The sequence below is a fragment of the Nitrosomonas sp. genome (assembly GCF_040240425.1).
GTDB lineage: Bacteria > Pseudomonadota > Gammaproteobacteria > Burkholderiales > Nitrosomonadaceae > Nitrosomonas.
Genome location: NZ_QPHG01000019.1, coordinates 1 through 20273, shown reverse-complemented (window position 1 = coordinate 20273; position 20273 = coordinate 1). Strand labels below are relative to the sequence as shown.

The window sequence follows — 20273 nt, the reverse complement described above, 5'->3', positions numbered from 1 at the left end:
ATCCTACAAACGAAGAGGCTGGAGATTACAGTGAAGGTTGTGGATGCCGTACTGATGTTTTAAACATTGATTTGCACGTGATGAAGGTTGAAACGGTTTGTCAGTACGATTAAACATTCTGGCTTTTGTTTTTGGCGTCGGTTTGCTGCAGCAGCAAGCTGAATTACCCGCTCTCGATTGGGCTTGGGGTTTAATGTCGATCCTGGCCGCCAGCGGATTGCTTGCGCGTTATTCATCGGGCGCGTTGATCATGCTGCGCAGAATCTTACTGTACCTGTTTTTCTTGGGGATCGGGTTTTTCTGGGCTGCGGCCTTGGCACAGTGGCGTTTGTCCGATTTCTTGCCGCAAATCTGGGAGCGGCAGGATATACAAATAACCGGCGTAATAGCGAGTGTGCAGCAAAGCAATGAGCGCGGTATCCGCTTCCGTTTTGATGTAGAGCAGGTGATTACGCCCGGTGCGGTTGTACCTCAACATCTACTAATTTCATGGTTCACAGTGCGGCAAACAGGAGCGCATCCTTTGGAGCGGCCAATCCTGCATGCGGGGGAACGCTGGCGTATTACAGTGCGGCTCAAGCAGCCGCATGGCAGCATGAATCCGCATGGCTTTGATTATGAAGCCTGGGCATTGGAGCGCAATATCCGTGCAACCGGATACGTGCGCCCATCAACTGATAATGAACTTCTGCAGCCAATGGTTTCAAGGCCGAAATACTGGATTGAGCATATTCGCGAGGACATTCAGCAGCGCTTTGCCACTCATTTATCCGGCCATTCGTATGTGGGTGTATTGCAGGCCCTGGCCATGGGCGATCAACACGCTATCCCGCGCGATCAATGGCAAATTTTCACCCGGACCGGCACCAATCATTTGATGGCGATTTCCGGATTGCATATCACGATGATTTCCAGCATGGTCTTTGCACTGGTTTTCTGGTTATGGCGCCGGTCAGCTTATTTGACGCTACGTTTACCGGCACGCCGGGCTGCTGTTGCGGCTGGGCTGGTTGTGGCATTGGCTTATGCGGTTCTGTCCGGTTTTGCAATTCCCGCGCAGCGGACGCTCTATATGCTGGCCGTTGTGGCAATTGCAGTATGGCGAGGGCGGCAATCTGCCGCAACAACAGTGCTGGCTTGGGCGCTGTTTTGGGTGGTTCTACTCGATCCCTGGGCCGTCATGGCGCCTGGATTCTGGCTGTCGTTCGGTGCCATCGGGCTCATTATGCTGATAACGATAGGGCGGATTGGCAGAGTTCATTGGTTAATCGATTGGCTGCGGGTACAGTGGGCGATTACCCTGGGGTTGATCCCGCTGTTACTGGTTTTCTTCCAGCAAATACCGATGTTATCGCCGTTTGCCAATGCCATTGCCATTCCACTGATAAGTCTTGTGGTTGTGCCGCTGACTCTATTGGCAGTGATACCGCTGTTTGACTTTGTTCTGCCGCTTGCACACGAAGTTTTAAGTTTCGTCATGACGATATTGCACGCGCTGAGTGATTTTCCACAGGCTGTATGGCAACAGCATACGCCGCCGCTGTGGACAATTTTGGCAGCAATTTGCGGAATTTTGTGGATGCTGTTGCCCGGAAGTTTGGCAAGCGGATTTTTTGCAGGTTTTCCAGCGCGCTGGCTAGGGGTGGTGGCGTTATTGCCGGTGTTTTGGGTATTGCCTGCGCAGCCCAAAAGCGGTGAATTATGGTTGACGATCCTGGATGCCGGTCAAGGATTAGCCGTTGTAGCGCGTACAGCGCATCATACGCTGTTGTTTGATACCGGACCTGGTTTTGGCGATACCGATAGCGGCAGCCGCATTGTCGTGCCGTTTTTGCGTGGTGAAGGCATACGGAAACTGGATGCCATGATCGTATCGCACTCGGATACAGACCATAGCGGCGGTGCATTGTCGATAATGGGTGAAATTCCGGTTGAGTTGCTCCTGTCCTCTTTGAGCGATCAACATCCCATACGGCGCACTGCAAAGCATCACGATCAATGCCAGGCCGGGCAGTCATGGCATTGGGATGGCGTGCATTTTGAATTGTTGCATCCATTGCCGCAGGATTATGCAAATCCACAACGCAAAGTCAATTCAAACAGCTGCGTGCTAAAGATCACGTCGATGTATGGCAGCGTATTATTACCGGCGGATATTGAAGGGAAAGATGAATTAGCGTTGCTTAACCGCGCCAGTGAGAAGCTTCCGGCGACCGTGCTGATCGCGCCGCATCATGGCAGCCTGTCATCGTCAACAGTGAATTTTGTGCAGCAGGTGAGTCCGGTATTGACAGTTTTTACGGTCGGTTACCTTAATCGCTATGGCCATCCGCGCGAAGAAGTAATGACACGTTATCTCAACTTGAACAGCCGCTTGCTGCGTAGTGACAGAGACGGTGCGATCTTGCTGCGTTTTACCGGTAATGGCTGGTCGGCTGAGAGTTGGAGACAATTAAACCGGCGCTACTGGCATCACAGCACAATCGAATAGATTGGATTGCGATGATGGGACAACTGTATTGAGTATCAATAGGGATAGGGCTGATATCGATAATCGGAGGTTGTAAGTAAGTTTTTTCTAGTGATCGTCGTCATCGGGCCATTCGATATCGTTAAACACTACGGTGAACGAAGTACCCGCACCGGGTTCACTGGTCACTTTGATTTTTAGCTTATTGTTTTCTGCCGCGATTCTCACGATGGACAGTCCGATCCCGCTGGTTGCCTTATTATGCAGCGCCGCTCTGGGCGAATAAAAATATTCGTTGAATATGTTGGGTAAGTCTTTATTCTCTATACCTATGCCGTGATCAGTGATGGTGACACTGGCACTCCGGTCCCGCTGATTAATGGCGGATGTAATCTCTACCGCTGTATTATCATGCGAATAGGTAATCGCATTGGTAATAATATTTTCCAGAAGTATTTCCAGTTGATCGGGGATAACCTTGCAATAGAAATTTTCAATCGATAGATTAAATGTAATGTGCTTGGCATTGGCAACGAGCGTTAATTTCTCAATACATTTTTGCAGCGTGGTTTGAATGTCGACTGTCTCGAACACTGCGGTATTAAGGCAGGTATCTTTCAAGCGTTCGAGCCTGAGCAAGTCCAGAATCAAACCCGACATGCTTTGCGCGCGGCTATCAATCTTTTCCAGCGCCTCATTTACGCCGTCTGAAGCATCTCCGCAATACCCCCCCTTAATCAAATTGATTTTGCTGCGAATGGCATCCAGCGGTGATTTAAGCTGGTGCGTCATGAGCACAGCATATTGATCCTTTTCGACTTGCGCCTGATTAATTTGCCTATAGGCATCCAGCAGGTGACGCTCATGCGCGCGAACGATCAGGGAAAGTCTCGAAACCACATACCAAACAATAAAAAATAAGATATCGAGAAAAAACATCCATAACATTGCACCATCTTGTCGCGCATTTTCTGACAGAAGATGATTGTTGACTAATGTTGACAATGGCGTTTGCGTGATCAGAAAGTTATCAACAATGATAACTATCGTATCCATGAGACACACTAAAATGGTGACATACAGGCTTTCGCGGGTAGAAAAAAAGATGCAGGCCAGCGCAATATGCAGAACATAGAAAAATGAAATGGGCGTAGTTGTGCTGCCAATATAATGTACAACAACGGACAAACAGATCAAGTCGACAATGATCTGCACCCATAAATTGATCGAAGGGGAGTTATATTTACCCGGTTTGCAACGGTCTAATGCAAAGATGTAAGCAATATTAGCGACAACCAGCACCATGATGATGGCGACCGGCCATTTTTCCTGTTCGCTGATGCCAAATTGCGTCAATACATTCGACGCCGATAGCATCAAGATTTCGAAGAAAACCAACGAGACAATCAATGCCCAGCGGAAAGTAATAAACCAGCGAATATTACTAATTAATACATCATCGCTGAGCTTGAGTTTGTCGCCTTTTATTTCAAGCAGAATATTTTGATTATTGGATTTATCCCAGGAAAATTCAGTGGTTGCCATTTTCACATAGTCCGGTCAGGCAGCTTCTCCTGTATGCTTTAATCGATCGTTGATCGTTGCCAATAAGCTTACCGGTTCAACAGGTTTTTCCATGATACACACCCATTCGTGCGAGCCATCTTCAAAATAAGGTCTGATCATATCGCCCAAGGAAGTGAGAAAAATGGTCTGAATTTGTGGAAATCGCTTGTGAATCTTTGCATAGGTAGTCAAACCGGAATCCATGGATTCCACCATTACATCAAGGATCGCCAGATCAGGGCGTTTGCTTTCATCTTCCAGTGAATCGATGAATTCTTGCATGGACAGATAACTGCTTACTTCATATCCATTCTTGCAAAGAATCCGCTCAACCGCTTCGCGGATATCCGAATCATCGTCAACATGTGCTATTCGTGGTGCCATCATAATTCTCCTAACTTCATCGTGTGAACCCGGTCGGGCTTCTTACAAGACAGAAACCGTTTGCTCACCGGGGATATTCTTGAGCCGATCATATCTTAGCAAATGTGAAAAATATGTGAAGTGCAAAACGGCATATATTGAGAATATCTGAGTTCTAGCAAAATATATGCAGTAACTCAATGAATCGTTGAGCCTGCCTCGCGGAATACTGCATCAACAGCGATCGCATCCAAGCGGTATTCACGGTTACAGATGTCATCGTTGACAACGACTTCGCCGAATTCTTTCAGAATTGAATCAACTTCTTCCCGGCCGAGCGAGCGCAGCATGGAAAAAATCTTGGCAGGGTCTTCCTGGCAACCGTATTGGATGGTTTGCGCATCAAAAATACGGATAATTTCCTGATAAAACAGACGAGTCAGTATTTCTTCCGCAGTCAAATCGAATAAGGCATGGTCATGCACTGTTGCTGCCAGCGCTTCGGCGCGTGTCCAACCATCGGGATCCTGTTGATCGGCATTGGGCAATTTTTGCAGCAGCAAGCCAAAAATAGCGGTATCCGTGGTAATCAGGAATAAACGCGAAGGCAATTGCTCGGATTGCCGGAAGTAATGTTCAAAGATTTCGGCGATATTGTTGCCGTCGAGCGGTACGATACTTTGGTAGCATTCGCGCATCGATGGCATATCCAGCGTAAGCAATAACCGGCCGTGGCCGAGTAGATCGGGTGCTGACTGCGCCGTAATGTTTTGCTCGCATTTCGCCATGCCGCGAATATGCAATGTATCGGTGCAGTCGATAACCAGCATCGGAACCGGACCGTTGCCATTCAATTGGATGGTCAGCCGGCCGGTTTGCTTGAGGTTTTCACCCATCAGTAAGGTGACGGCACTCATCTCGCCGAGCAGTCGGGTTACCGGTTGCGGATAGTTGCGCCCGGTTAACATCGCCGTCCAGACGGAGTCGAGGCGTACTATGGCACCGCGGATATCCAGGTTTTCCAGAAGAAAGCGTTGTACATAGTTGCTCATTCTAAGGCCTTCAGTTGTAAGAAACCGTCATTATAACCGGTTGTGTTGCAATGCTACCCATGCCTGACCTAACGCAATCGCGCTGTCGTCGGGCATCATTTGCCGTGCGCTGAATATTTTCAGAGACGATGCAGTCAAGCGGCGGATCAAGCCGTGCCGCAATATTGCGTTATGAAAACACCCGCCGCCCAGTGCCACATGTGCAATATTATGTTGCTCGGCCGCTGATTCAATCCACGCTGCCAATCCAGCAATCAGTGTGGCATGAAATAGCGCAGCGCCGTAGGTAACATCTTGTCCGGCATCACGGCAATCGATCAGTGCCGACAGTAAGGGCGAGAAATCCAGCTGATTATCAGCGCTGATGCGATAACCATCCATCAGCACACCAGTTTCTCCATGTTGCTCAGCGAGTTGTTGCAATTGAATGGCGGCTTGCGCTTCGTGCGATTGCATTGCATTAACGCCCAGCAATCCGGCCGCTGCGTCAAATAAACGCCCCATGCTGGACGTTTGCGGGCAATTCAGATCTCTTGCCAGCATCGCCGCAACCGTTACAGCTGCCGGTTGATCCTGGAAACGAGGGATAATTTCAGCGCCGCGATTTAGACAGAATAATGCCGCCGCCGCCATGCGCCACGGCTCCTGTGCGGCGCGGTCGCCACCTGGTAAAGCTAAAGTCGTTAGGTGACCCAGCCGGTCAAAACGAGTGCCATCGACCAATAGCAACTCGCCGCCCCAAGGTGTGTTGTCCGTTCCCAGGCCGACACCATCTAGCGCCAGACCTAATACCGGCTGGGTCAATTGGTGTTCGGCGCAAATGGCGGCAATGTGGGCATGATGATGTTGCACGGCCAATACGGGAATATGCCGCTGTCCGGCGTATGTTTGCGCAAATTGTGTGCTGTAAAAATCCGGATGCAGGTCGTGCGTAACGATTTCCGGTTGAATTGCATAATCCAGACATAAGCGCTGCACGGTTCGATCCAATTGCTGACGAGCTTCCACCGTTGCCAAGTCGCCAATGAGCGGAGAGAGATGCGCGCTATTTCCTTGCGTCACACAAATGGTGTTTTTTAGCCAGGCACCACAGGCTAGAACGGAAGGGCCGCCAATGGCCAGCGCGATAGTGGTGCCCTGTGGATTAACCAAGCGTGGGATCGATGTGTTGCAGAGATTGGCCTGCTGCTGCAGCGCGATGGCACCACGCGCAAATCCAATCAATCCATGCCTGCATGCCGCTGCCTTGCGTGGCGGAAATTTGCATCACGGGTAATCCGGAATGAACGCGGTGCGCATAATCAATGGCCAGATCGACGTCAAAAGTTAAGTGGGGCAGCAAATCGCATTTATTCAGAAGCATCAAATCCGCGGCATGAAACATATCGGGATATTTCAGCGGTTTGTCTTCACCTTCAGTGGCGGACAGAATTACCACTTTGTGCGCTTCGCCTAAATCAAAACCGGATGGGCACACCAGATTGCCGACATTCTCGATGAATAACAGGCTGTTATCCCGGATCGACAGTTGCTGCAAAGCTTGATCGATCATGTGCGCATCCAAATGACAGCCTTTGCCGGTGTTGATTTGCAATGCCGGAACACCGGTTGCACGGATACGCGCGGCATCGTGGTCGGTTTGCTGATCGCCTTCGATCACAGCAATCGGGAACCGGTCGCGCAGCATTTCAATCGTTTTAACGAGCAACGTGGTTTTGCCGGAACCTGGACTGGACACCAGATTCAGCGCGAAAATGCCGTGCTCTGCTAAATACTGGCGATTTCCGGCGGCAAACTGGTTATTTTTTGTCAGAATGTCGCGTTCGATTTTAACCATTCTGGATTGGCTCATCCCGGGTGCGTGCGTACCCGCGATGCCGGTGCCAAAATGCAGCGTATCCGCTGCGTGATCCACGGTTACGGGTACCGCTACATTTTCATGCGCATGATCATGCGCGGATTGCAACGGACGATAGTTAAGCCGGATATTTGAATGATGCCGCGGCTGTATCGATTGACCATTAATGCGCGTCTGCCCGATGCCGCAACCACAAGTTGTACACATAATCGATTCCTTTTATTCCACTTCCAGTTCTTTGATGCGCATACCATCCCCTTGCGTGACATGCAGCGCGTAGCTGCCGCACTGCGAACAGACCTGATGGTAGGTGGTGATCATCATAACTTGATGGCATTGATCACATATAGCCTGTCCTGCAATGTCGATAATTTCCAGCTTGGCTTGCCGGACGATACTGTCTTCCGTTACCACAGTAAAAAAGAAGCGCAGCGATTCCTGCTCGACACAAGCCAGTTGGCCGACTTCCAGCCATACCGTTTTGACCTGTGTGAATTTTTGTTCAATCGCGGCGTCTTCGATGAGCTGTAAGATACTTTCGGCAAGCGATAGCTCATGCATGTATTACCTCATCATCCAGCGGCTTACGGGATTAATAAAAAACCGCCATAACCGGCAATGATGATACCGCTAAAGCGAATCCACCGGGTGCCGGCAAATTTTTTGCACAACAGGGCTAAGCCGATGCCGCATAGATGCAATAGCATCGTCGCCAGCATAAAACCCGCTGCGTAGGAGGGCAGCGATATACTGGATGGCATTTCGCTGCCATGCGCATAGCCATGGCTGAGCGCAAATAATCCGATCAGCAGCACGTTGACACTGAGGGATAAATGTTTGCGCCAAGCGAGTAGTGCGCCCAGAATCACCAGCGAAAACATAATGCCGTATTCCGCGAAAGCGAGTGGCAGGGCAATCATGCCCAATAAACCGCCTAAACCCATCACCACGACAAAAATCAGCGGAAAAAGCCAAACAATACGGCCATGCCCTTGTGCGGCCCATAAACCGATGGCAACCATCGCCAGGATATGGTCCAATCCGCTCAATGGATGCGTGAATCCGTGTAACCAGCCGTTATGCGGTCCATCGCCGGTGTGTGCAAATACCAGTGGGGATGTGATCAGCAATAGTGCGATCAACAATAAAAGCGGGAAAAATTTCAGTGGCGGAAGCGGTTTTTTCATTGTTGCTGTGGAATCCATTGCTGAATTTTTAAAATGGCGGCAGCCAGATTTTCATGGGCCTGAATGCTTAAATAATCACCCAATTCAAAATGATAACCGCGAATGCGCAGCAGAAAAGCAGACGGTGCGGCGTGCGAATGGATTTGCTGGTAAACATACAGTACTGCTGCCGGTGTTAAGGCATGGCTGGTATAGCTGGCGTCTTTTTCCGCAGTTACGGCTGAAAACTCAAAAGGTTCCTGGCACGACATATCCGCATCCACAAATATAATCCGATCAAAGCCCGTTAAATCGGCAGCATGCTCAATTAGCAATTGCATGTCAACGATGCAAGCGACATCCGCCAATTGTAACTGAGCGATATGCTCGATCAACAGGGGACCTAACGCATCGTCCCCGCGTCCTGGATTTCCATAGCCGAGTAGCAATAGCTTATTCATGTGCTGCTTGAGTTCATTGGCTGAGTGGTTTTATTGCTGTGAGATTGTTTCATTAAAACTTGCCTGTGATCCGTGATGGTGATTTTATTCACTGTTTTACAGAAAGTATGATTTTTCTTTGGATACCTGTGGATCAACTACCGATTCTACTCAAAATTGATGTGTCACCCAGGATGAATAAACCTTCATTACGCAGCCTGTTTACCGGTACATCTTCTATTCTCAGCATTGCGGATTTCAGTAATAAATAAGTCACTTACCAAATTCAACTTTGCTGTAATGCTTTACCAACCGGGACATCCGCCTCTCATCTCCCGGTCAATCCCGACTACAAACTGACTAGGGCACTTTTGGTGCATTTATCTTATTAATTTCATGACACTTTTACCTATTTAATTCAGAGTGCTTACTGCATCATACGCACCATGATTTATCAGTGAATCGTTTGGCGCGCAGGTTAAATTTTAAAGGAGTGAAATGATGCAGAGTTATTTACGATTGATAGCGGTTTCTGTTACAGCTTGTTTGGGTTCAGTTACCAGTATCGCTAATGCCGGTGTTTTTGATGGACACACGGTCAATTATCAGTACTATTTCCCGAACTTGAGTACGCCCTATGCTTCGGCAGGAAATGGTGATTATCTGGTCGATACCGGTGTGGAAATATCGAATGTGGTCGATGATTTCGGTACGATAGACTTCAGTGGTGATAAATTTGTGATTTCTTTCGCGCATGGCGGTAATTTCTCGCCGACTGCATTTAATGGCTTTGCTATTAGCGATGTATCTGGGAGCATCAATCCGTTTAGATCATTCAACTTGGTTTCAAATACCGCGGTAAGCGGCACACCCATCTTGAGTTTTGATGCAAACCATTTGTATGTGAATTGGGCGGGGCTTAATTTCAATCGGGGTGAGCTGGTTTTTTCGGTGGGTTCTCTAGCGCCACGCCCCAATTCACATTCGGTCACTTCTTTTTCCCATACCATCAGCCCTGTTCCAGAACCTGATACTTATGCGATATTACTGGTCGGGCTAGGTCTAGTAGGTTATAACGCGCGCCGCAAGCAAATTTGATGTATCCGATGAACGATGTGCATCAGTTTGCCTAGCCATAAAAAAACCGCCACTTCGGGCGGTTTTTTTATTTGATGCTTTGATACTTGAGGGTTAGTGCCCAGGTTTGCTGGTACCACCAAAAGGCCGTGGATCTTGTCCTTCTTTGAGGCATTCACCATTACCACCCACGCCAAACTTACAATCATCTGCGCTCGCATTAGGATCACCCATATTTGCGTTTGAACAAGCAGCTAAGAAAACTAATAAAGTTGCAGCAAAAATTGATTTTTTCATCATTCTAATCGTTCCTTTCTTTTTAAAATACCCAAATTTAATTAGGGATTCGAGTATATAACAGAACGCCAAATATTCAAACAAGTAGTTTACTGTCTTAGCCCAGACTCACAACTACGAAGGATTTCAATCAGATAGCCGCCGTATTTATCAAGCTTGCGCGCGCCGATACCGCTGACTTGACGTAATTCATCTTGCGTTTTTGGACACTGCCGCGCCAGTTCGCGCAAGGTGGCATCGTGAAAAATAACATACGCCGGCACACCATGCTCCTTAGCCATTTTCGCGCGCCATGCACGTAGCTGCTCCCAAAGATACCGTTCGGTTGCATCCAGCAACATCAAATCGCTGCTTGGCCGTTTTTCAAATGCGTGTCCCGCCTGAGTTTGCAGCCGCAACTGCACGGTTTGTTGTCCCTTTAGCACTGCGCGACTTGCTTCAGTCAGGTGCAATGCGCCATGACTTTCACTGTCTGCCGATAGCAGACCCAGTGCGATGATCTGACGGAATACCGCACGCCAGGTTTTTTCCGGTAATTCTTTACCGATGCCGAACGTAGTCAACCGGTCGTGATGCCATTCTTTGACACGTTCGGTCAGATTACCGCGCAAAATATCGATCAAATGACCCGTGCCGAAATTTTGCCCGGCACGGTAAACGCACGACAATGCTTTCTGCACTTCTACAGTGGCATCCCAAACTTGCGGCGGGTTCAAACAAACATCGCAATTGCCGCACGCCGCCATATCATCGGTGGATTCACCGAAATAACTCAGCATACGCAAGCGGCGGCAGGTGGTTGTTTCGCACAGTGACAGCATGGCTTCCAGTTTGCGTGCGGCAACTTGTTTAAATTTGAGCTGCGCTTCCGACTCTTCGATCATGCGCCGTTGCTGAATGACATCGCCAAGACCGTACACCATCCAGGCATTGGCCGCTTGCCCGTCGCGCCCGGCGCGGCCGGTTTCCTGGTAATAACCTTCAATACTTTTGGGCAAATCCAAGTGCGCGACGAAACGCACATCCGGCTTATCAATGCCCATGCCAAAAGCTATGGTGGCAACCATGACAATACCTTCTTCGCGCAGAAATCTTTCCTGATTCTGGCTGCGCTCTTGCATGTCCATACCGGCGTGGTATGGCAACGCGCGCAAACCCTGCGCGGTCAGCCACGCTGCTGTTTCCTCGACTTTTTTGCGTGATAGGCAATACACGATACCGGCATCGCCGGAATGTTCCGTGCGCAGAAAAGACAGTAGTTGTGCCCGGCTATTGGCTTTATCGATAATCTGATAGCGGATATTCTGGCGGTCAAAGCTGGAAACGAATAGCCTGGCTTCATCCAATCCCAGCCGCTCAATAATCTCCTTGCGGGTATCCATGTCGGCTGTTGCGGTTAGCGCAATGCGCGGCACTTCCGGGAAACGCTCGTGCAAAACCGACAATTGTATGTATTCCGGACGGAAATCATGTCCCCATTGCGAAACGCAATGCGCTTCGTCGATGGCAAACAACGCGATTGGGATGCGTGCGATCAGATTCAGAAAGCGCGCCGTCAACAACCGTTCCGGCGCGACATACAGCAAATCATAATCACCCGCCAGAAGCTTTTGTTCAACTTCCGCAGCCGCTTGCTGCGATAAGGAGGAATTCAGAACCGCCGCGCGCACTCCTAATTCATGCAGCGCCGCTACTTGATTTTGCATCAAAGCGATCAGCGGAGACACCACGATGGCGACGCCATCGCGCAATAAAGCCGGAATTTGGTAACACAACGACTTACCACCGCCCGTCGGCATCAGCACCAAACAATCACCGCCATGGGCAATATGTTCGATCACTTCCGCTTGCTGCCCGCGAAATGCGGGATAGCCGAAAACTTCTTTAAGTATATTGAGTGCGTTGGACATTCCGGGTGTGGCTACTGCATGGTCTTGATTTTCTTCGGTAAGAAACGCTATTTCTCTGATTTCACGGGAATAAGCAGCACAATTAAGCGATTGCTCCGTCTTACTGTTGTGTGAATCGTAAAGACTTGACCGGCGATAGTACAGTAGAATGCACACCCTGACACTTGGAAGTTTCTGCTGGGTCAGTCCGTTTGATGGCAATCGTGTGCATCGTTTCAAATCATTCGCGTTATTGTGCTGGTATAATTCTATCTAATTGCATCTTTATTTATACAATTTGTCACGCTAGTCTGGAGAGAAAAAATGGTGGTAAATGATGTTTTGAAATTGATTCAAGACAATGAAGTTAAATTTGTTGATTTACGCTTTACCGATACCAATGGTAAAGAACATCATGTTACCGTACCTGCGCATACCTTCGATGCGGATAAATTTGAAGATGGCCATCCTTTTGACGGTTCATCGATAGGCGGCTGGAAAGGCATTCAAGCATCCGATATGTTGCTGATCCCCGATCCGGATACCGCCAATATGGATCCTTTCATGGATGAACCGACATTGCTGATGACCTGTGATGTGGTCGAGCCGGCAGACGGCAAGGGCTATAGCCGCGATCCGCGTTCATTGGCCAAGCGGGGTGAAATTTACTTAAAATCCACCGGTATCGGCGATGTAGCTTATTTCGGTCCGGAACCGGAATTTTTTATTTTCGATTCGGTGCGCTGGCATACCGGCATGTCGGGATGCTCGGTCAAAATCGAATCCGAGGAAGCCGCCTGGAGTTCTGCGATCAAATACGAGAGCGGCAATATCGGTCATCGCCCGTCGATCAAAGGCGGTTACTTTCCCGTACCGCCGGTCGATTCGCTGCAAGACATCCGTTCCGCAATGTGCCTGACATTGGAAGACATGGGCATCGGTGTTGAAGTGCATCATCATGAAGTCGCCACGGCCGGTCAATGTGAAATCGGCACCCGCTTTAATAGCCTGGTTAAACGCGCGGACTGGAATCAAGTGCTCAAATATGTCATTCACAATGTCGCGCATTCGTACGGCAAAACAGCCACTTTCATGCCCAAGCCGATCGTGGGCGATGCCGGATCCGGCATGCATGTGCACCAATCCATCTGGAAAGACGGTAAGAATTTATTCTCCGGCAATGGTTACGCTGGCTTGTCCGAGATCGCGCTGTATTACATCGGCGGTATTCTGAAACATGCCAAAGCGCTGAATGCCATTTGCAATCCCAGCACCAACTCATACAAACGCCTGGTCGCCGGATATGAAGCACCGGTCAACCTGGCTTATTCCGCCAGCAATCGTTCGGCTTCTATTCGCATTCCGCACACCAGCAGCCCTAAGGGGCGGCGCATCGAAGTCCGTTTCCCCGATCCGACTGCCAATCCGTATCTGGCATTTACCGCATTGATGATGGCTGGACTCGACGGCATTCAGAACAAAATTCATCCGGGCGATCCGATGGATAAGAATCTGTACGATCTGCCGCCAGAAGAAGCCGCCAAAGTGCCGAATGTGTGCGCGTCATTGGATGAAGCGCTGGATTGTCTGGATAAAGACCGCGATTTTCTGATTCGCGGCGGTGTCTTCTCCAATGACATCATTGATGCGTATATTCAACTGAAAATGGACGAAGTGATTTTGCTGCGCACAACGACGCATCCGGTTGAATTTGATATGTATTACAGCTTATAAATTTAATTGAAATTGATTTTGGCCATCGTGACGGAATCGGTAGGCATGAAAAAATAGAACCGTAAAGCGCAATAAGCAGGATTTATTAGCTCTTTTTTTGCTTTTCGTTAGAGAAATCATTGGTAGACTGATCGGGTAGCGGTAATTGTGATCAACATTCTTCTAGCAAAATATGAAAACCGGAACATTATTAATCCTATTCGCCCTTATTTTGTTGAGTTCTATATCGCAGGCCATTGCTGAAACGAACATCTACAAGCATGTTGATAAGGACGGCAATATCACTTTTACCAACCGCCGCATCCCTAACTCGGAAAAAATATCCATTGCGTCGTATTCGAGAAATTCCGAACCCGGTCCGGCCAAGTCACAATCCAGTGGAAATGCGCCCCGTGTAAAAGATACAACGCAAAAGGAACGCGATACGGTACGCCGCCAGATTCTGCAAAAGGAATTGTCGGCCGAAGAAAAGCATTTCGTCGATACGCAAACGCATCTCGATCAATTCGGCGATGCCGCTGAAGCAAGTAATCCTCATGAAAAAGTTGTGCAGCTAAGAAATAAATTATTCCAGCATCAAAGAAACATCACCGCTTTAAAGAAAGAACTCGCCAGGCTGTAACTGCTCTAAAAATCACAACCGGTCCATAGGGTGATGCATGAAAATAAATAATTTCTTGTTGATTGTTCTGGCTTTCTTTTCTTATTCGATACAAGCCGGTGTTTATAAGCATGTCGATGAGCGTGGCAACGTGACTTATTCCAACGTACCATCGAGCAGCGCTAAAAAAATTGACTTACCGCCGATTGTGGTCGTGCCTTCGGTCGATTCCGGCGATGTCGAAGAAAGAATCGCAAAACGCCGCGAAGCGATGAAACTCGAGGAACAGCGCGAGAAAATACAAAGCAGAATCACGGAAGAAGAGAAACGCTTGGGCGAATTAAAAAGCGATTACAAAGACGGCGCTCCGGATCGCTTGGGCAGCGAGCGTAATTACCAGCGCTATCTCAACCGGGTCGAGCGGATGCGTGAAGAAATCGACGCACGGGAAAAGAATCTGGAGACATTAAAAAAAGGACTCCAGGAAGTATCCCGCAACAATCCGTAATTCCGGCTCAGGCGGTTAATTCGGCCACAACGGGCGCGTGATCCGAAGGACGTTCCAGCTTGCGTATCGCTTTATCAACCGTGCAGCTTGTACAGATACTTGCGAGCGCATTGCTGAGTAGAATATGGTCGATGCGCAGTCCCCGGTTCAGGCGAAAAGCCATCATGCGGTAATCCCACCAGGTATACGATTTTTCCGCTTGTTCAAACAAACGGAAGCTATCCGTCAATCCCAGTTGCAACAGATCACCGAAAGCCACGCGTTCGGGCTGGCTGCACAATACTTTACCTTGCCACAATTGCGGGTCGTAAACATCGCGATCTTCCGGCGCGATATTAAAATCGCCCAGGATGGCCAGTTTTTGATGATCCTTCAGTTCCTGTCGTAACCATCCGGTCAAGGCGGGCAGCCAGCGTAATTTGTATTGATATTTTTCCGATTCGACCGTGTCGCCGTTCGGCACATACACGGAAATGACGCGCACATCGCCATAGGTTGCCGCCACCACGCGCTTCTGCTTGTCTTCAAACCCGGGTATTGCGGTAATAATTTCGCTTCCTTTTTGCTTGCTGAGAATCGCGACTCCGTTATAGGTCTTCTGCCCAATAAAAACCGATTCATAGCCGATCGCAGCAATTTCTGCAGCCGGAAAATTTTCATCGGATAATTTGGTTTCCTGCAAACAAAGCATATCCGGCTGGTTCGTTTGCAGCCAATCGATTACCTGCGGCAGCCTTACTTTGAGCGAATTTACATTCCAGGTTGCTAATTTCATGATTAATCCTTAGCGTTATGAATAACCAGCTGGTTAAACGGTATGACCCACTGCTGTTGATTGCAAACTTCAACCGCATAACGTTGTAGCGCCCGCTTAATGGCGAACAGATCTCCCGCGGCTGTGCCATCGAAAGTAGCGGCAATTTTGTAATCCAGCGACGACGTATTGGCATGAGCGAAATGCACCACTAAATTATTCAGTGAATGACCAAAGGATTCCAGCAGCAAGCCGCGGTGGATACCGGCACATAATATTTCCGGGATTACGGTGGTGCATTGCGATTGATGCTGGTAATCGATACCGAAATCGCTAATCACAGTAAACCCCAGGGAAAAATTCTTAGGCTGCTCGGCCAAGAAATCGGCAATACTATACGTAATCGGCATTACGCCATTTGGCTGCGATAGCACAATGCTTTCCAGAGTAATGCACTTCACCATGGCAAAGGTGTTATCGGAAAGCATCACGAAATCGCCCCTTTGGCACGGAAACCAGGGCTCGTCTGCCGAGTACGGACGCGAAACATAATTGGCCAGTTCCGCCAAAGTGAGCCGCAGCTCCAATCCGGGTAACATGGGATTGGTCAACTTACTGTAATAATTCAAACTTTCCACCAGCAGCGGGATGCCATTATAGTTGATGCATTCGCCTTCCCTGACTGATCCGGTATTCAATAGTATCCTTAGCTCATTGATATAACTTGGAATAGAACTCTTCAGCAGCCAAATGATACTCAGCAGCAGTAACACGGTAATACCGATTAACACCTGGTCGTTACGCACACTCAGCACATAAAACACCGCTGTGATCGACAACGCCGCCATCAGAAAATGATAAAACAATGTGCTGATGCGCTGATAATAGGTTCTTCTTTCTTCTTTCTTGCGATGATTCAGCCAGTGCAGCAGCTTCTGCAACGATAGCATCGAGAAATACACGGAAATAAAAGCAGTCAGCGCCATCAACAAGGTGGCGCCACGTCCCGCCGCAAATTGCTGTACATGCTCACCCAAGGATATTTCTTTAGCGGATTGCGATTTAATCATCTCCTCGAGTTGTAATTGCGCAACTTCCAGAAGATGCTGGTTTTCCAGCAATTGATCGTTCCATTTTTTGCTGATGCGCTCAAACTCGGTTAAAGCCTCTTTTTCAAAACCGGCTTTATTGATTTCCCCAATATGTTTAAGTACTTCATTGATGACACGGATTTGCGATTTATAGAAATCGATTTTCTTTTGCAGGCTATCCGTTTTACGCTTATTCTCGGTCAATTGACGCAATTCGCTCATGATCGGTTGGACGATTTCCAGTAAATCTTTCTGCCAATCGAATTCTCTTTTTTCTGACGCTTCTTCTTTGCTCAGCTCCAAGCCCGCCGTCAGAATCATTTCGAATGACGATTTCTGCTCCGCGATGGCATTGTTTAATCCAGTCAATTCCGCCTGAATTCTGTTTTTCTCCTGCTCCGTCCGGGCTTTCGTCAACGCCTTCGACATTGCTTCCGCCTGATCTTTTCGCAGTTTGATGCTGCTGATAATGTCATTGAGCTTCTCAACAGCCAGTTCTTTTTGCAGCTCCCTTTCGGTAGCAATCAATGGGATCTCCAATGTGCTCGCGCTGGCGCCGGAAAGCACCAGTGCCAGTAAAAAGAAAACAAACCAACGTAAGGCAAAATTAATTTTCATATTTAATCGAATCAATAATTGGATTTTGATAATCAGCGCAACAGCCGTGGGAAGGCATCTCAGACAGCAAAGAAACGTTCGACTTCCGCCAGATCGCGTGTACGTTTCATCGGCGGCAGACTTTGCCATATTTGTTTGCCATAGGCTTTCGTAGTCAAGCGCGGATCGCAAATCATCAGCACCCCTCGGTCCGCTTCATCGCGGATCAACCGGCCGGCGCCTTGTTTCAGATTAATGACCGCGCGCGGCAATTGGTATTCCATAAATGCATTGCGTCCTTCATTGTTCATTTTATCAATCCGCGCAGCCAACACCGGATCGTCCGGCGGCGCAAACGGCAGTTTATCGATGATGACCAGCGACAACGCTTCGCCGCGTACATCGATACCTTCCCAGAACGATTGACTGCCAATGAGCACCGCATTTTTCAATGCGCGAAAACGCTCCAGCATATTGGAGCGGGAACCTTGTCCTTGCAGCAGCAACGGGAAATCGAAATCCTCGGTGGCTTGCAACAACTCGTGCACACGCTGCATGGCACGTAAACTGGTGCAAAGGAAAAAGGCCCGTCCACGGCTCGCGCGTAATACCGGCAGCGCCGCCTGAACCACTTGATCGGTGTAATTCCTCTGCTGCGGTTCCGGCAGGCCGGGCGGCACGTACAATAACGCCTGCTGTGCGAAATCGAACGGACTTTCCCAGCACGCCGTTTGCGCCGCGGTCAGTCCCATTTCGTTATTGTAATGGCTGAAATCCTTTTTTACTGACAAAGTCGCGGAAGTAAAAATCCAAGCGCGCGGCGATGCAGCCATTTGTCTTTGGAAAATTTCCGCGATCGACAATGGCGTGGCGTTCAGCTGTAAAGCGTGGTGATAGACTTCGACCCAGCGCACATGCTCCTGCATTTCCGTTTCATCGCGCCAGCGCTGCAGCAGATACAAGTGCGCCGCCGCGCGCTGGCGGCAATTCTCCAATCCTTCGGATCGCTCCGCCTGGCTTTCCAGTAACTTGACCAGCGTGGTCAGTTTTTCCAGCATATTGCCCAGCGCTTGACTAAAACCGCTATTTTGCATGGCGGCCGCCAGCGACAAGCGCGTATTTTCTTCCGCAATCGTCAAGCGTAAATCGCGCACGGCTTTTTCCATTGCCGCGATCGCGTCGGGCAATCCGGTAAAATCCCCGGCGGCTTGAACCGCTTCTACTTTGGCATCGCGGGCCAAATCGAGCAATTGGCCGGTACTGATCGATTCGCCAAAAAACAAACTGGCGGTTTCAGGCAATTGATGCGCCTCGTCAAAAATAACCGTATTACAGGCAGGCAGCAGCTCGGACAATCCTTCATCTCGCAGCATCACATCCGCGAAGAACAAGTGATGATTTACCACCACGATATCCGCCGTCAGTGCTTGCTTGCGTGCTTCCATGACAAAACATTTTTTGTAACTGGGACATTCCGAGCCCAGGCAACTGTCGCGCGTGGATGTGACGTTTTGCCAGATCGCTGCATTTTCGGGCACTTCGCTCAAACCGCTTTTATCGCCGCTCTGACTGCGGCTGGCATAACGCTCGATCAGTTGCAGATAGTGAATTTCATCGCGGTTGATAAAGCTGAGGTGGGTATCCTGTAAGCTTCTTTCCAAATGGTAGTGGCACACATAATTTGCTCGCCCTTTCAGCAAAGCCACTGTGACCGGTATTCCCAGCGCCGCGCGTACGGTCGGAATATCGCGGTTGAATAATTGGTCCTGCAATGTTTTAGTGCCGGTCGAAATAATCACCTTGCCGCCCGCCAGTAATGCAGGTGCGAGATAAGCGAACGTCTTGCCCGTACCGGTTCCTGCTTCGGCCACCAGAATTTGATGCTTGGCGATCGTATCCGCGATCGCCTGCGCCATTTCCACTTGCTGCGTGCGCGTGCGGAAACCTGCAATGTGTTGGGAGAGCACGCCGCCGGGCGCAAAAATGGCATTGATATCAAGCATAAAATCAGAAAAATGGCTATCCGGAATCAGTTTGCAGTCTGCTTTGATGGAACCGCCACTCTCGGGAATGGATCAAGAAAAACTTAACGCATTATACTGCGATGCACACGGGTTAGCGATCGATGTTCGTTTTGCCGTGAAGTATGAAGGAGATAATGCAAATAGGATGAATCATTCAAGGTCTGCGTAGAGTGAAATTAACGCAATCCCTTGTATTCCCGCCATCCTCCAAATTGAGTTATCTCTTGCATCCCTTCGCAAAGATAGGATTCTCCAAGGATTCCTAATACTTCCCGGTTGTCAGCCAAGAGAATTTTTCCAACCGAGAGTCCGGCCGGTTCACGGCTTAATAATTCACCGATATGGGATGAATCTATAGACCATATTTCCAATGATATTTGCCCGCCGCTGGCGCAACGTTGCATGGCGGGATGCTGATCGTTAATCGACCAAAGACGGTAGAGAGGCGCGGTTAGCGCTTCTTCCACAAATGCACCGCCCAACTCCAGCAGATTGTGGTTTAACGCCAAACCTCTCATTAACGTACCGTTTACGGCAAGCTTAATTTGCATAATTATTAGATTATTAATATCTTAAGTTGTAAGAAATCTCAGGGTTGTTTACAGAGAGGTTGATTGAAATAAGCGTTGAGTATTTCATAAGGGGTGGCATTATTCAAACTCTTATGAGGCTTAACGGTATTGTAGAAATTAATGAAACGGAGAAGCTGAATGCGTCGATCGGCGCAGTCTTTAAAGTGAATCTTGCTGTGCCACATATCCATCAGTGTGCGGATAACCCGCTCAG

General features: G+C 48.9%; 20 protein-coding genes. 5 read left to right on the top strand and 15 right to left on the bottom strand.

The window, feature by feature from the left end:
* Positions 1 to 97 precede the first annotated feature (97 nt).
* Positions 98 to 2491: a DNA internalization-related competence protein ComEC/Rec2 gene (locus tag DU481_RS08910; protein ID WP_350133877.1), complete on the top strand. Its 2394-nt coding sequence runs from the start codon at positions 98 to 100 to the stop codon at positions 2489 to 2491.
* An 87-nt stretch (positions 2492 to 2578) separates the two neighbouring features.
* Here the strand turns inward: DU481_RS08910 and DU481_RS08905 are convergent, their stop codons facing one another.
* The 8 genes from DU481_RS08905 to DU481_RS08870 form a co-directional block, all read right to left on the bottom strand.
* Positions 2579 to 4015, bottom strand: coding sequence for a sensor histidine kinase (locus tag DU481_RS08905; RefSeq protein WP_350133875.1), 1437 nt, complete (start codon positions 4013 to 4015; stop codon positions 2579 to 2581).
* 15 nt (positions 4016 to 4030) lie between these two features.
* Positions 4031 to 4423 (bottom strand): response regulator, encoded by a 393-nt coding sequence (locus DU481_RS08900; RefSeq protein ID WP_350133873.1) that lies wholly within the window; start codon positions 4421 to 4423, stop codon positions 4031 to 4033.
* Between the two features lie 173 nt (positions 4424 to 4596).
* The gene (gene hslO / locus DU481_RS08895) at positions 4597 to 5451 is read right to left on the bottom strand and encodes an Hsp33 family molecular chaperone HslO (protein WP_350133871.1); all 855 of its coding nucleotides are present in this window, start codon (positions 5449 to 5451) and stop codon (positions 4597 to 4599) included.
* A gap of 30 nt (positions 5452 to 5481) precedes the next feature.
* A complete protein-coding gene (locus DU481_RS08890) occupies positions 5482 to 6675 on the bottom strand; it encodes a Kae1-like domain-containing protein (RefSeq protein WP_350133869.1) in 1194 nt (397 codons plus the stop codon).
* The gene (hypB, locus tag DU481_RS08885) at positions 6596 to 7516 is read right to left on the bottom strand and encodes a hydrogenase nickel incorporation protein HypB (protein ID WP_350133867.1); all 921 of its coding nucleotides are present in this window, start codon (positions 7514 to 7516) and stop codon (positions 6596 to 6598) included. Before hypB ends, DU481_RS08890 begins: the two co-directional genes overlap by 80 nt.
* A 12-nt stretch (positions 7517 to 7528) precedes the next feature.
* Positions 7529 to 7870 carry a hydrogenase maturation nickel metallochaperone HypA gene (gene hypA, locus DU481_RS08880; protein WP_350133865.1) on the bottom strand — a complete coding sequence of 114 codons (342 nt, stop codon included), beginning with the start codon at positions 7868 to 7870 and terminating at the stop codon, positions 7529 to 7531.
* A 23-nt stretch (positions 7871 to 7893) separates the two neighbouring features.
* On the bottom strand, positions 7894 to 8496 hold the full coding sequence (locus tag DU481_RS08875) for a HupE/UreJ family protein (protein WP_350133863.1): 603 nt from the start codon (positions 8494 to 8496) through the stop codon (positions 7894 to 7896).
* Positions 8493 to 8936, bottom strand: coding sequence for a hydrogenase maturation protease (locus tag DU481_RS08870; protein WP_350133861.1), 444 nt, complete (start codon positions 8934 to 8936; stop codon positions 8493 to 8495). The genes DU481_RS08875 and DU481_RS08870 overlap by 4 nt, the downstream gene beginning before the upstream one ends.
* 477 nt (positions 8937 to 9413) lie before the next feature.
* Between DU481_RS08870 and DU481_RS08865 the strand changes: the two genes are divergently transcribed.
* On the top strand, positions 9414 to 10013 hold the full coding sequence (locus DU481_RS08865) for an FxDxF family PEP-CTERM protein (protein ID WP_350133859.1): 600 nt from the start codon (positions 9414 to 9416) through the stop codon (positions 10011 to 10013).
* 93 nt (positions 10014 to 10106) lie between these two features.
* Here DU481_RS08865 and DU481_RS08860 read toward each other — a convergent pair whose 3' ends face one another.
* Complete coding sequence (locus DU481_RS08860; RefSeq protein ID WP_350133857.1) at positions 10107 to 10292, bottom strand: membrane lipoprotein lipid attachment site-containing protein; 186 nt, start codon at positions 10290 to 10292, stop codon at positions 10107 to 10109.
* An 86-nt stretch (positions 10293 to 10378) separates the two neighbouring features.
* Entirely contained in the window at positions 10379 to 12199 is a 1821-nt protein-coding gene (gene recQ / locus DU481_RS08855; RefSeq protein WP_350133855.1) for a DNA helicase RecQ, read from the bottom strand.
* Positions 12200 to 12502: 303 nt separating this feature from the next.
* Here recQ and glnA point away from each other — a divergent pair, with 303 nt between their 5' ends.
* The 3 genes from glnA to DU481_RS08840 all read left to right on the top strand — a co-directional run bounded on the left by glnA (position 12503) and on the right by DU481_RS08840 (position 15021).
* A complete protein-coding gene (gene glnA, locus DU481_RS08850) occupies positions 12503 to 13912 on the top strand; it encodes a type I glutamate--ammonia ligase (protein ID WP_090316785.1) in 1410 nt (469 codons plus the stop codon).
* Between the two features lie 172 nt (positions 13913 to 14084).
* Positions 14085 to 14534 (top strand): DUF4124 domain-containing protein, encoded by a 450-nt coding sequence (locus DU481_RS08845; protein ID WP_350133853.1) that lies wholly within the window; start codon positions 14085 to 14087, stop codon positions 14532 to 14534.
* 37 nt (positions 14535 to 14571) lie between these two features.
* A complete protein-coding gene (locus DU481_RS08840) occupies positions 14572 to 15021 on the top strand; it encodes a DUF4124 domain-containing protein (protein ID WP_350133851.1) in 450 nt (149 codons plus the stop codon).
* Between the two features lie 7 nt (positions 15022 to 15028).
* On the opposite strand, the gene xth is transcribed toward DU481_RS08840, so the two are convergent.
* The 5 genes from xth to DU481_RS08815 all read right to left on the bottom strand — a co-directional run bounded on the left by xth (position 15029) and on the right by DU481_RS08815 (position 20262).
* Complete coding sequence (xth, locus tag DU481_RS08835) at positions 15029 to 15796, bottom strand: exodeoxyribonuclease III (RefSeq protein WP_350133849.1); 768 nt, start codon at positions 15794 to 15796, stop codon at positions 15029 to 15031.
* Between the two features lie 2 nt (positions 15797 to 15798).
* A complete protein-coding gene (locus DU481_RS08830) occupies positions 15799 to 17484 on the bottom strand; it encodes a hypothetical protein (protein ID WP_350133847.1) in 1686 nt (561 codons plus the stop codon).
* A gap of 59 nt (positions 17485 to 17543) precedes the next feature.
* Positions 17544 to 19466 carry a DNA repair helicase YoaA gene (yoaA, locus tag DU481_RS08825; RefSeq protein WP_350133845.1) on the bottom strand — a complete coding sequence of 641 codons (1923 nt, stop codon included), beginning with the start codon at positions 19464 to 19466 and terminating at the stop codon, positions 17544 to 17546.
* A gap of 197 nt (positions 19467 to 19663) precedes the next feature.
* On the bottom strand, positions 19664 to 20038 hold the full coding sequence (locus DU481_RS08820) for an allophanate hydrolase-related protein (protein ID WP_502889931.1): 375 nt from the start codon (positions 20036 to 20038) through the stop codon (positions 19664 to 19666).
* Positions 20039 to 20076: 38 nt separating this feature from the next.
* Positions 20077 to 20262: an integrase core domain-containing protein gene (locus tag DU481_RS08815; RefSeq protein WP_350133951.1), complete on the bottom strand. Its 186-nt coding sequence runs from the start codon at positions 20260 to 20262 to the stop codon at positions 20077 to 20079.
* Positions 20263 to 20273: the final 11 nt, after the last annotated feature.

Excerpts from the sequence above, each read along its gene's own strand:
- DU481_RS08905 (WP_350133875.1), bottom strand. The coding sequence starts at position 4,015 with ATGGCAACCACTGAATTTTCCTGGGATAAATCCAATAATCAAAATATT.
- DU481_RS08900 (WP_350133873.1), bottom strand. The coding sequence starts at position 4,423 with ATGATGGCACCACGAATAGCACATGTTGACGATGATTCGGATATCCGC.
- hslO (WP_350133871.1), bottom strand. The coding sequence starts at position 5,451 with ATGAGCAACTATGTACAACGCTTTCTTCTGGAAAACCTGGATATCCGC.
- hypB (WP_350133867.1), bottom strand. The coding sequence starts at position 7,516 with ATGTGTACAACTTGTGGTTGCGGCATCGGGCAGACGCGCATTAATGGT.
- hypA (WP_350133865.1), bottom strand. The coding sequence starts at position 7,870 with ATGCATGAGCTATCGCTTGCCGAAAGTATCTTACAGCTCATCGAAGAC.
- DU481_RS08875 (WP_350133863.1), bottom strand. The coding sequence starts at position 8,496 with ATGAAAAAACCGCTTCCGCCACTGAAATTTTTCCCGCTTTTATTGTTG.
- DU481_RS08870 (WP_350133861.1), bottom strand. The coding sequence starts at position 8,936 with ATGAATAAGCTATTGCTACTCGGCTATGGAAATCCAGGACGCGGGGAC.
- DU481_RS08865 (WP_350133859.1), top strand. The coding sequence starts at position 9,414 with ATGATGCAGAGTTATTTACGATTGATAGCGGTTTCTGTTACAGCTTGT.
- DU481_RS08860 (WP_350133857.1), bottom strand. The coding sequence starts at position 10,292 with ATGATGAAAAAATCAATTTTTGCTGCAACTTTATTAGTTTTCTTAGCT.
- recQ (WP_350133855.1), bottom strand. The coding sequence starts at position 12,199 with ATGTCCAACGCACTCAATATACTTAAAGAAGTTTTCGGCTATCCCGCA.
- glnA (WP_090316785.1), top strand. The coding sequence starts at position 12,503 with ATGGTGGTAAATGATGTTTTGAAATTGATTCAAGACAATGAAGTTAAA.
- DU481_RS08845 (WP_350133853.1), top strand. The coding sequence starts at position 14,085 with ATGAAAACCGGAACATTATTAATCCTATTCGCCCTTATTTTGTTGAGT.
- DU481_RS08840 (WP_350133851.1), top strand. The coding sequence starts at position 14,572 with ATGAAAATAAATAATTTCTTGTTGATTGTTCTGGCTTTCTTTTCTTAT.
- xth (WP_350133849.1), bottom strand. The coding sequence starts at position 15,796 with ATGAAATTAGCAACCTGGAATGTAAATTCGCTCAAAGTAAGGCTGCCG.
- DU481_RS08830 (WP_350133847.1), bottom strand. The coding sequence starts at position 17,484 with ATGAAAATTAATTTTGCCTTACGTTGGTTTGTTTTCTTTTTACTGGCA.
- yoaA (WP_350133845.1), bottom strand. The coding sequence starts at position 19,466 with ATGCTTGATATCAATGCCATTTTTGCGCCCGGCGGCGTGCTCTCCCAA.
- DU481_RS08820 (WP_502889931.1), bottom strand. The coding sequence starts at position 20,038 with ATGCAAATTAAGCTTGCCGTAAACGGTACGTTAATGAGAGGTTTGGCG.